The following is a 10,255-nucleotide window of genomic DNA, read 5'->3' as shown; positions in this document are numbered from 1 at the left end:
ATACAACAACCTTTATCTTTTACTTAGTTTTAAAGCTTTCAATTAGTTCAATATGCTCATTAGACCATCTATAAATGTAGTCTAATACCTCTACCCCATTATTTCCAAACTCTTCAACAAGTTTTAGAATATCAGTAGGAAGATGGAATGCAACTTCTCGAACCTGTTCATCTGTAATATATTCGTTTAAAGCTTGTAAAACAGCTTCACGAATAGAGTTTAAATATTCACTATCAAATGTTTTCTTGCTTTTAATTAACTCTTTATTTTCACATACCCAGTTAGATAAAAGACCGTTTACATCAGAACCTTGTACATCTAACTCGAAACCTCTTGTCACAATCTCTTGTGGAAGTTCATCTACTACATCTTTTAAGTCATGTATACTTAAGTCTAGTCCAAGAAATGTACGTATAAATTGTCCTAATCTAATTCTAGAATGTATATCAAACGTTTCGTCATTCTTTCCATCGTCAAAGATAAGTAAACTTACTAAGTCAGGGGAATGGTAATAGTCATGATAAGGATGTCTTGTTGTTTCTGTAATTGGTAAGTCTTCTGTCAATTTATCATTAACCATTGTATTCTTTTTAAATATATGACAGTGATTATACTCTTTAATTTGAAACAATACCTTATCTAACTCACCTGTCTTTGAATGGAAACCTAGTTCTAATACCTTATAAATCTTACCTTGAATATTAATTTTAGGCTGTTTCATAGTCTTCCTCCTTTACCAACCATTGGTTTTTACGAACATAATCATAGTTTAATTTAGAATAAATAGGTGACATATCATTATCGTATAAATCTCTCCAAACAAGTTCAGATTTTAATTGATACTCTTGAATCTTCACATAACTGTCTAAAGCTGGTGTATATAACTTGTGACCTTTTATAACAAGTTCGACTGCTTCATTATGTGTTACTGTTTTAAAACCTTTCACTCTTGATACTGGTAACTTGTTGTTTGTAATTAATACATCACCGCCTAAAGGTACAGACAACAACTCTTCTAAATCATATGTCTTCTCTGTTTCGTGGTCTTGTACCATCCAATTACCTGTTATATCATCTAAATATAACTTTACTCGTTTCATTTCCTACACTCCTTCATCCACCACTCATTTTTACGTACAAATTCTAAGTCTAATACCTCTCCCTCAGGTGTCATATCTTTACCGTTTATATCTCTCCAAGATAATTTACCGTCTGGATATGGGTGGTTTCTATGATAATTAAGATACGTGTCCGAATTCATACCTAACATTATATCTCCTGCTAATAGATGTTGTACTGCTTCATAATCAGTTACTTTTACAAAAGGTTTTGACTCTTCAACCTTAGGTTCTAAAGTTTCTTTTACTACTTCTTCTTGTTTGCTTATAAAACCTGTAAATTCGATTTCTATACTCTCACGATTGAAACGTTCTTCTAGTACATGACTTAAAAAGTCTTCTTCACTTGTTTTTGAGTTTTTAATAATCCACTCATCAGTTTCCTTATGAAAATACATTTCAAATTTTGTAATTGTCATAGTTAACTACCCCTATTCAGATTTGATTAACCAAAACTTACGAGTTACTTCGTCCATTCTGTAACCTGACTCTACAAGTGAAGGACTATTTCGATTACTATACAGTCTACCTATTCCATTATTGTATATTAATTTCATACAACCTTCTAAATCAGTGAAGTATAATGTTTCACCTTCTTGTAAATGATGTTCTACGTCTCTACCTGTTACATATTCATAACCCTCAACTACTTCTAGCTTAGTACCGTTTACTGTAATAGAAGGAACTGTTTCTTGTGGGATAAGAATAAGTTCTTCTTCGTGACCTGCTTTCACTAATTCAGAAAATGGTAATGTATCACCTGTCTCTACGTCTCTGACCATTAGTATTCCAGTTTTACTTTTAAATACTTTGATTTCTCTTGACATACTTATCACCTCTTATTTAGACTTAACTAACCAATATTGAGTTTGAATGAAACTCATGTCTAATTCTGTTTCAATATTGTTTCTATAAATAATACCTTTACCCCAATATTCTTGATAATATAATACATCTTTGTTCTCAGGATTAATCAGTTCTTCACCTTGTTCTATCGTGTCAACTCCATATACTCCTGTTACAAAATCATATCCCTCAATTAGTTGTAACTTAGTACCGTTTATTGTAACAAACTTAGGTGTTTATCCTTCATTTGTAATTGAAATCTTTACTGACATTTAACTTACCCCTCTCTTAACCATCGTTTTGCTTGTACTTTTTCTAGTGCAAACATTGTCTGCCCACGTTGTGGTTCTTCGTCTTCATACATTGGAAATGGTTCTGTTGTAACAAATACTTTCGGTTCTCCATAGTAGTGTTCAAATGTTAAATAACTACCCATATCTTCAAACCATAGTTTTCCACCATTACGTAAAAAGTCACTTGCTTCTTTACCCGATACCTCTACTAAACCAGTATGACTTAATACGAATTTTTTCGGTTTTGATGGTAACTCACAAGGAAAATCTAAAGGTAATCCACTGTTTTCATTTACAAACCAAGTTTTACCTCCATCAGTTGAAAATACACGACCATTATGTAGTCTAGCTGAATAGTTGTCCCAATCATCTTTTGTAAGGTTTGAACACTTCTTGTTTACCATTACACCATTTTCGTCTTCTTCATGCCACTCTTCCCATTCTCCTGTTACTGTAACACCTGCGAATGGTTTTAAGTTTTCCTCTACTACTGCTAACTCTACTACTTCCATGTTTCCTACTCCTCTCAATATCTCTTTGTTTTATCTTTTCTATTTACTTATTCCCTTAATTTATACTCTTATTATAACATAGATTTCATCATTTGTCAACATAGTTTGCTATATTATTCCTTTATATAAGAAAAAGGGTTTGCTATTTCTAACAAACCCTCTAAGTCTACCCCTTAATTACTAGTATTACTAAACCTACCGATAGAATTAGCCCTGATAGACCGAATACACTCGTTTCTAGTATATCTATTTTGCTTCTCTTGTATGCGGTTCTAATAACTAAAGCCCCTGATACAAGAAATGCTCCTAGTGTTATACATAAAAAGATGTCCATACTTACTACCTCTCTTGTTTCATGATGTCTTCTACAAAGTCTTCGAACATTCCTAAACGGATTCCAGTACGTAGACCAGTTGTGTTTAATGCTAAACAGCGGTTCTCTTTCATAAAATCATAAACAAACTTACAAGATTCAAAGTTTTGTTGAATATACTCTTCTGATAACTCAAATCGTTCCATTGCTACAGAAAGATATTCCAAGTTATTGAATCTTTCTTTGTTTGATAAGATAAAACTATGAAAATCTGAATCTTGTTTTCTACCTAACACTATCTCGTTATGTAGCGTAGATAATTCTTTTAGGAAATCGAAATTTAAGTCTTCCATTCTTCCACCTCCGTTTTAATTATGTTTCTATAAAATACTAGTAAATTTAAAATCTTACTCGTAAGTAGCCTTCTGCTCTTTGTATTCCTCTAAAGTTAGACCTTTTTCGAACAGGTTAGTAGCAATATCTCCTACATATCGGATATGCCAAGGTTCATACTCATAACCAGTTACATCTTCTTTACCTTTTGGATAACGAATGATAAATCCAGTTTTATGAGCATTCTTCGCCAACCACTTACCTTCTTTTGTTTGTTCAAACTCTTGCTCTAACTTGTTATCAAATGATTTAGCTGATACATCCATAACTAAACCAGTTTGATGCTCACTATGACCAGGTTTTGCTGAAAACATATCAGCATGGTCTTTTCCATCTTTCTTTACATTTCCATTATAGACTTTCGTTTGATACTCAGCCGAACGGAAACCTGATACTGCATTTAAATAGATACCATCTTTTTCTGCAAGTGCAAATAGTTTCTCTAAGGAGTCTGACGCTTCTTTACGTAAGTGAGACTTCTCATATACCCCGTCGTAAGCAAAAGATACGTTTGGTACAACTAAATCTTTTGGTTTATAATTATCAGGTAACTTGTTCTTCTTGTTTACGACTACTTCTATATCATTAGCATTCTGTCTCTCTAACCCTTGAGCGACTCTATTTGGCGTAGTTGCCGGTTTGATATAATCTACCTCTTCTTTATTCTCTTTTGGAGTAGGTTTAATGTAGTCAATTTCCTCTGATACCCCTAGATAGTCTTCTTCGGTTAAAATTTCATTTACTTCTGCTTTTGCTGTTTGTTCTTTAATTGGTGAATCTTTTCCACAACCTGTAGTTAACATAGCTAATGAACAAACAATAGCTAGTCCACTTACTGTTTTGGTTTTCATTACTTGCTACCCCTCTCTAGACTTTGTTTACTAATACTTTTAAGTCACTTACCTTTACCACTACTTTATACTCGACTCCTAAGGGGGTCTTTTACAATGTCTCCTTCTTTAACATCATACTTCTTAATGAAAAATGAATATACTCCGTTTGTATCATCAGCAATTACCGTTATAGCTTCTTTATTCTTGATTAATTCTTCAACACGATACGTTTTTACATCACTACTTAATGCTTTTAACTCGTCTTCTGTTAGTTTCTCACACTCTAAAGTAACTTTAGGAGATACGTAACTATACGTTTGATATCCATTTGAAGGTGGTGCATCACCATTATTTGAAATTTTTCTTCTACCTACTTTTCTTACGCCCATTTGTTTACCTTCTCCCTAATTGGTTTTGATAATGAGTCCACCATGTATTACTTTTCGATTCTTCGGTCTTCTTTTTCTTTCTATTTGTTCGACCACCTAAAGCACCATAGTTTTCTCTTTCTAATAACTTTTCTTTGCGCTTTTCACACTTACAGTTTGCTCTATGTAGTTGACAGACCTTACATTCCTTTAAGCTTCTTGCTTCTTCCTCACAATGCATACAATAAAATGTATATAAACCACTTCTTTCTCGTCTATACACTACTCTATCGTATGCTCCTATTTCTTTATTACATACCCCACAATAGCTTGCTTGTTTAGGATACGACTCTATTGTTTGGTTCACTTATTTACACCTCTTACTCTTCTTTTTCTAGTTCTTGTAACTGTTTAAATCGTTTTTCTAACATAAGAACCATTTCATTATGAGAAAATAGTAAGTTTTGACCATATTTCTCCCATAGTCTAAGAACACCTTTTTCTCCGTTCTTTTCTAGACCTTCTATTGTTTGGATTTCCTCTATCATTGTTTCATGCATTCTCTTTACGATTGGAATACCACCATTTGTAATGAAAGTAGGTACTAAGTCTGGATTTTTGTTCGTAACTTCTTCTTCTTGAACCTTTTTATCATCATATGTAATTAAGGCGTCTCGAACTGGGTTACCGTTTACATCATGATAGATTGTGTAATGTACATCTAGTAACTCATAACCATGAGTTGTAAGGAAATTATTAATTTCTACATCTAAACCAGCCTTCATACCCCTGATTGCGCCTGTAAAACTCTTTGTTTTCTTCAAAGTTTTAACCTCCTTATTTGTTCTTTCTTTCCTCTACTCGTCTTGTTAATTCTAACTGGCTTTGAAGATTATGTACTATCCAAATACCATGTTTTGCCCATAATAAAGGTATGTCTAAACCTTCTATACTACTTAATTCTTGAATATCCAATAATCTAGACTCAATTAGTTCTGATAAAGACATACATTTTAACTCAGTATCTTGATTTGCTAGTTTTAATTGCTCTTTTGATGGCTGTTTGACTTTATCATCATATGATAGTAATGCACGGTCATATGGGTTTCCTTCACTATCTATACCAGTTGCTAACTCAATACTGATTACATCAATATCATTGTTTGCGATAAACTCATTTATTTGCACATCAACGTCTAAATCATCGTAACCTGCTACTCCATTTTGTTTCGGTTTACACATTGTTTTGAACAACTTTGTTTGTTTCATAACCCTTTTCTCTCCCCATCTGTTTGATTATTTTCTATGCTATATTTTCTTAACTCTTAATACTATTATACCATACATTTCTAATTTTGTCAATATAGTCTTCTAAATAATCGAACAAAACAAAGAAAAACCGAACACTTCTGCTCGGTTTGTTTTCGTTTGATTATAACCCTCTACAGATTAAGCCCATTCTTCTCCTTCTTCAGAACCTATAATGTCTTCCTCTGTAAATAATCCGTCTATATAATTAACACCTTTAATATCCTTGATTAAAGAGCCGTCTTCACGACAAGGCACTACCCCTGCTTCTCCACCGTACTTGAAGTATAAAATAGAGTTTGGCGTTATACCAAGTAAAATCATGTTTGCTACTTCATATAATGGAACCCGTCTTACTTTATTTCCACTTGCTGTACCTACTCCTAAGTCTTTGTAATTCTTAACACAGTCAGCTAAGTTGAAGTTTAGAGTTTCGATATCGTGATACTCCATTACTTCGTCTAAACCTTGATATATTTCATCGTCTATTTCGAATACTGCTTGGTTTGGCTCAGTACCTAAAATTGCTACTGGACTTAGTTTTGATTTCCCTTTTGAAAAGTCTATATACTGTACATATCCATAGTAATTATCTTGTGACCATGCTCCTACTTTTAATGCAATGTTTCCTTTATTATATTTACCTCCATCATCACCTAAAGCATGGAATGTAGCATAATCGTCTATCTGAATAACTACCCCATCTGTAAAGTACTCATACGGTTCTGCTTCATTGAATACCTCTTCCTCAATTTCAGCTAGTGTGTCTTCTAGTACTTCTTCTAGTTCATCTATTGTTACATCTTCGATTGTCCAGTTTAAAGGAACTTCGAAACCTAGATACTCCTTCAAGTACCTGTACTCTTCTGACTTAGATTCAAATTCTAGGTCTTCGTGGATTATTGTATAGGCTACGAAATCAAGTAAAGCGTTTTCCTCTTCACTTGCACTGTCTCGTGCCATACTTGCTACCCCACTGAATGCACTTACGATGTTTGGATTGTATGCTCGTGCTTCATCCAAGTTGTTAAAAGATAGTAATAACTCACCTCGTACTTCAGCTAATCCGTCTGGTACATCTTCTAACGTTAATAAACCTTTCTTTTCTAATACAACTCCAACTTGCCTTGTTAAATCTTTACCTGCACTTGCTCTCGCCCTTGAAGTTGCTGATACATATTCACCGTCCATATAAGCAATACGGATACCCCAACCGTTCTCTTTTAAACTACCATGTAATGTAACAGGTTCATCCTCAGGATAATTGCTTTTAAAGATACCCATTTCAGCACTATTAAAAGACTTAACCGTTAAGATAGATTTCATCGGGTTTTTAACTAATAAATCTGTATACTGATTACCTTCAACGTTATCTTCATCACCAGTTTCCCACAACTCAGTTAATAAATGTGAATCCGGTTTTACTTGACGTAAAATAGATACCATTTCATTATAAATAGCGTCTACAACTAGTAACTCACCAGTTTTCATGTTTGCTATTGTATTGGCTTGTTCAATGTAATCTTCTAACTTCTCAACTTGACTCATTGTATAGTCTGTTACATCAAACTCACCTAGAAAACTACCAATTTCAAACTCAATTCCTTTTGACATGTATGTTTATCCTCCTAGTATTAAGTTCTATTAATTTTCAACTTGTTTATAATTAAGCTACCTTTTTCTTACTACGACCTCGATATGGAACACCTCTTAGTTTTATCTCTCTATATAAAGTTTGACTAGATATTTTTGTTCTTTCTAAGATATCTATTACTTTTATACCCGTTTGCTTTCGGTTTTCGTATAACTCAATCGCAAGATTAATCGCTGAATCATTACTTTCCTTTAAAGTTATATCTAATCTATGTAACTCTTTATATAATACAGAATGTGGTACGCCTGTTTTCTCTAAAACGTCTTTTACATGTAACCCTGTTTCTTCACGAGTTAAGAATAATGATACTGCTTCATGTACATCTTTTTGTGTATAAGTTTTACCTATACTTCTACAGTCAATACCTCTGTTCTTTAATTCTGCGTACAAAGTACTTTTCGATATACACTCTTTCTCTACAATTTCATCCATTGTTAAACCTAGCTTATAACGGTTTACATATAAATCTACTGCACGATTTAATTCCTTATTAATAGAAATTAATCCAACCCTTACTAACTCTTGTTCTAGTTCGTCTACTGCTACTCCTGTTTCTTGACTGATTTCCTCATTTGATAATTCTAAGTCTTTTCTATAAACCCACATTGATACTGCTTTTCTTAGCTTGTTTGACTCTTTCTTACTCATTTTTCTCTCCCTGTTTCTTCTTTAATTCTGCATATAAAGTACTTCTCGATACCCCTGTTTGGGTAATGATTTTACGTACTGTTAACCCATTTTCTTTTCTATTTTCATATAAGTCTAATGCTTCATCTATCGCTTCTTGTGAAGTTTTCCGATTCCCGTTCACTACTTCAATACCCCTGTTTTCTAGTTCACGGTATAAGGAAGACTTCGATACCCCTGTTTCTAATTCAATATCTATTAATCTATACCTGTTTTCTTCACGGTTTAGTATTAATTCTATTGCTTTTTCCATATCATACTTATAGTCAGGTGTAAGACTCTTTAAATCTAAAATACCCCTTCTCTTTAATTCGTTGTATAAAGCTGAACGATGGATGCCAGTTTTGTTTGCAATATCCTGTACTGACATTCCATTCGTTTCTTTACCTAAATGTAAGAGAATTGCTACGTCTAACGTACTAGCTGCATACTTTTGAAGTTGGTTTATTTCTAAAGGTATACCTAGTCTAACTAATTCATCTAGTATATCCTGTTCTGCAACCCCTGTTTGCTCTACGATATCTTCTAGTTTTAAATTATAATCTTTTCGATACAAATACATAAAAACTGCTTCTCGTAATTCTAGGTTTGGCTCACTCATTGTAACCTCCTACTTTAAACCTCTTCTGTTTAAATGCCAATAGATTGTTTGTCTTGGTACTCCAGTTCTTTCTGCAATTGCTTCTCCTGATAACTTTAGTTCTTTCTTTCTTAGGAATAAAGAAATCGCTTCTTCTAAATCTTCTTGTTCAAATTTACGACCACATGTTTTTAATTTGTATCCTCTGTCTCTTAATTCATTATAAATAACACTTGCTGATACTCCAACTTTGTTTACAATGTCTTCTACAGTCAACCCTAGTTCTTCTTTTTCTAAATACAATTCAACCGCTTGATTTAACTTCTCTTTATCTACCCTTTTATTCGGTTTAATTGCTAACCCTAGTTCTCTTAACCCTTTATAAAGCGTGTGTAGAGGTATTCCAGTCTGTTTACATATTTGTCTCACTGTTAATCCCGTTCTACTTCTATTTACGTATAAACGTATCGCTTTATCTAAATTAGTTTGTTCTTCTAACGCCACTTACATCGCCTTCCGTTCTCGTAATCGTATACCCCTATCTCTTAATTCTGCAAACAATGTGCTTTCCTTAATACCAGTCTGCTCTGATACTTGAGCAACTGAAAAATTATTCTCTTTATTAAGGATTAAACGTATTGCTTGGTTTACTAGTCTAATAGGGTATTTTCTATTTGTATTACCCTTTATTAGTTTTCTCTTTCTTAACTCTTTATGTAAGGCGTTTATACAAATACCTGTTCTATCAATAATGTCTGAAACTCCTAACCCTAGTTCATGACGGTTCTTATATAAATGAACTGAAGTTTCTAAAGACTCTTCGGTATAAGATAAACGATTACCATGTCTGATTTCAATACCCCGTGATTCTAATTCTTTATATAATACACTTCTAGAAACACCTGTCTCTTCGTAAATTTTCTTTAGTGTAATCTTTTCTTGTATCGGTCTTTGATACATTTCAACCGCTTTCTCCAAAGATTCTTTTGTATACCCCTTGCCGACAAACTCAAAGTTTACCTCTCTTGCTTTTGCTTCTACATAAATAGTTTGTTTGGAAATACCTGTTTTCTCTGCAATTTGCTTAACAGTTAACCCTAACTTATCCCTGTTTATAAATAAGTCTAATGCTTCCTCTAACTTCTCTACATCTATCTTTTTATCTCTAGGTTGATTTCTTAAATTGTTTGCTCTAAAGATACGGTATAACGTAGACTCAGGAATACCAGTTTCTTTTATAATATCCTTAACTTTCATCTTACTCTTATATAACTCAATTGCTTTAGCGATTTGTTGGTCTCTAGTAATCTCCACTTCTACAAGTTTATCCGTTTCTAATACTTTAACCAT

17 protein-coding genes are annotated in these 10,255 nt (G+C 33.2%); all 17 read right to left on the bottom strand.

The features are described 5' to 3' along the window. Nucleotides 1-19 precede the first annotated feature (19 nt). On the bottom strand, nt 20-721 hold the full coding sequence (locus ASE54_RS25650; RefSeq protein WP_000812883.1) for a hypothetical protein: 702 nt from the start codon (nt 719-721) through the stop codon (nt 20-22). After that, a complete protein-coding gene (locus tag ASE54_RS25645) occupies nt 708-1,100 on the bottom strand; it encodes a hypothetical protein (RefSeq protein WP_000832275.1) in 393 nt (130 codons plus the stop codon). Before ASE54_RS25645 ends, ASE54_RS25650 begins: the two co-directional genes overlap by 14 nt. Further along, nucleotides 1,097-1,537, bottom strand: a complete 441-nt coding sequence (locus ASE54_RS25640) for a hypothetical protein (protein ID WP_000156437.1) — start codon at nt 1,535-1,537, stop codon at nt 1,097-1,099. The genes ASE54_RS25645 and ASE54_RS25640 overlap by 4 nt, the downstream gene beginning before the upstream one ends. A gap of 12 nt (nt 1,538-1,549) precedes the next feature. Continuing rightward, the gene (locus ASE54_RS25635; RefSeq protein WP_000085750.1) at nt 1,550-1,945 is read right to left on the bottom strand and encodes a hypothetical protein; all 396 of its coding nucleotides are present in this window, start codon (nt 1,943-1,945) and stop codon (nt 1,550-1,552) included. A 296-nt stretch (nt 1,946-2,241) separates the two neighbouring features. Continuing rightward, a complete protein-coding gene (locus tag ASE54_RS25630) occupies nt 2,242-2,769 on the bottom strand; it encodes a hypothetical protein (RefSeq protein ID WP_000454231.1) in 528 nt (175 codons plus the stop codon). A gap of 166 nt (nt 2,770-2,935) precedes the next feature. After that, on the bottom strand, nt 2,936-3,103 hold the full coding sequence (locus ASE54_RS35960; RefSeq protein ID WP_153578733.1) for a hypothetical protein: 168 nt from the start codon (nt 3,101-3,103) through the stop codon (nt 2,936-2,938). A gap of 5 nt (nt 3,104-3,108) precedes the next feature. Continuing rightward, nucleotides 3,109-3,435 (bottom strand): hypothetical protein, encoded by a 327-nt coding sequence (locus ASE54_RS25625; protein ID WP_000389803.1) that lies wholly within the window; start codon nt 3,433-3,435, stop codon nt 3,109-3,111. 54 nt (nt 3,436-3,489) lie between these two features. After that, nucleotides 3,490-4,326: a M15 family metallopeptidase gene (locus ASE54_RS25620; protein ID WP_000853162.1), complete on the bottom strand. Its 837-nt coding sequence runs from the start codon at nt 4,324-4,326 to the stop codon at nt 3,490-3,492. Nucleotides 4,327-4,391: 65 nt separating this feature from the next. After that, a complete protein-coding gene (locus tag ASE54_RS25615; protein ID WP_000538973.1) occupies nt 4,392-4,697 on the bottom strand; it encodes a hypothetical protein in 306 nt (101 codons plus the stop codon). A gap of 4 nt (nt 4,698-4,701) precedes the next feature. After that, a complete protein-coding gene (locus ASE54_RS25610; protein WP_001076828.1) occupies nt 4,702-5,043 on the bottom strand; it encodes a hypothetical protein in 342 nt (113 codons plus the stop codon). 13 nt (nt 5,044-5,056) lie between these two features. After that, the gene (locus ASE54_RS25605; RefSeq protein WP_000751582.1) at nt 5,057-5,500 is read right to left on the bottom strand and encodes a hypothetical protein; all 444 of its coding nucleotides are present in this window, start codon (nt 5,498-5,500) and stop codon (nt 5,057-5,059) included. 13 nt (nt 5,501-5,513) lie between these two features. Further along, entirely contained in the window at nt 5,514-5,945 is a 432-nt protein-coding gene (locus tag ASE54_RS25600; RefSeq protein WP_000814873.1) for a hypothetical protein, read from the bottom strand. Nucleotides 5,946-6,125: 180 nt separating this feature from the next. Further along, nucleotides 6,126-7,598, bottom strand: coding sequence for an NAD-dependent DNA ligase (locus ASE54_RS25595; protein WP_000033420.1), 1,473 nt, complete (start codon nt 7,596-7,598; stop codon nt 6,126-6,128). A 52-nt stretch (nt 7,599-7,650) separates the two neighbouring features. Then, nucleotides 7,651-8,286, bottom strand: coding sequence for a hypothetical protein (locus tag ASE54_RS25590; protein ID WP_000037336.1), 636 nt, complete (start codon nt 8,284-8,286; stop codon nt 7,651-7,653). Next, on the bottom strand, nt 8,279-8,926 hold the full coding sequence (locus ASE54_RS25585; protein ID WP_001294617.1) for a helix-turn-helix domain-containing protein: 648 nt from the start codon (nt 8,924-8,926) through the stop codon (nt 8,279-8,281). The genes ASE54_RS25590 and ASE54_RS25585 overlap by 8 nt, the downstream gene beginning before the upstream one ends. 9 nt (nt 8,927-8,935) lie before the next feature. Next, entirely contained in the window at nt 8,936-9,409 is a 474-nt protein-coding gene (locus ASE54_RS25580) for a TetR/AcrR family transcriptional regulator (RefSeq protein ID WP_001162668.1), read from the bottom strand. Next, nucleotides 9,410-10,255, bottom strand: a complete 846-nt coding sequence (locus tag ASE54_RS25575; RefSeq protein WP_000241472.1) for a helix-turn-helix domain-containing protein — start codon at nt 10,253-10,255, stop codon at nt 9,410-9,412. It abuts the gene before it with no gap.

The organism is Bacillus sp. Root131 (assembly GCF_001429475.1).
In the GTDB taxonomy this organism is placed as follows: Bacteria; Bacillota; Bacilli; order Bacillales; family Bacillaceae_G; genus Bacillus_A; species Bacillus_A thuringiensis_S.
The sequence above is the reverse complement of the archived record's forward strand: the minus strand, read 5'-3'. Positions and strand labels throughout refer to the sequence as shown.

Coding starts and splice junctions, on each gene's coding strand:
- ASE54_RS25650 (WP_000812883.1), bottom strand. CDS start 721: ATGAAACAGCCTAAAATTAATATTCAAGGTAAGATTTATAAGGTATTA.
- ASE54_RS25645 (WP_000832275.1), bottom strand. CDS start 1,100: ATGAAACGAGTAAAGTTATATTTAGATGATATAACAGGTAATTGGATG.
- ASE54_RS25640 (WP_000156437.1), bottom strand. CDS start 1,537: ATGACAATTACAAAATTTGAAATGTATTTTCATAAGGAAACTGATGAG.
- ASE54_RS25635 (WP_000085750.1), bottom strand. CDS start 1,945: ATGTCAAGAGAAATCAAAGTATTTAAAAGTAAAACTGGAATACTAATG.
- ASE54_RS25630 (WP_000454231.1), bottom strand. CDS start 2,769: ATGGAAGTAGTAGAGTTAGCAGTAGTAGAGGAAAACTTAAAACCATTC.
- ASE54_RS35960 (WP_153578733.1), bottom strand. CDS start 3,103: ATGGACATCTTTTTATGTATAACACTAGGAGCATTTCTTGTATCAGGG.
- ASE54_RS25625 (WP_000389803.1), bottom strand. CDS start 3,435: ATGGAAGACTTAAATTTCGATTTCCTAAAAGAATTATCTACGCTACAT.
- ASE54_RS25620 (WP_000853162.1), bottom strand. CDS start 4,326: ATGAAAACCAAAACAGTAAGTGGACTAGCTATTGTTTGTTCATTAGCT.
- ASE54_RS25615 (WP_000538973.1), bottom strand. CDS start 4,697: ATGGGCGTAAGAAAAGTAGGTAGAAGAAAAATTTCAAATAATGGTGAT.
- ASE54_RS25600 (WP_000814873.1), bottom strand. CDS start 5,945: ATGAAACAAACAAAGTTGTTCAAAACAATGTGTAAACCGAAACAAAAT.
- ASE54_RS25595 (WP_000033420.1), bottom strand. CDS start 7,598: ATGTCAAAAGGAATTGAGTTTGAAATTGGTAGTTTTCTAGGTGAGTTT.
- ASE54_RS25590 (WP_000037336.1), bottom strand. CDS start 8,286: ATGAGTAAGAAAGAGTCAAACAAGCTAAGAAAAGCAGTATCAATGTGG.
- ASE54_RS25585 (WP_001294617.1), bottom strand. CDS start 8,926: ATGAGTGAGCCAAACCTAGAATTACGAGAAGCAGTTTTTATGTATTTG.
- ASE54_RS25575 (WP_000241472.1), bottom strand. CDS start 10,255: ATGGTTAAAGTATTAGAAACGGATAAACTTGTAGAAGTGGAGATTACT.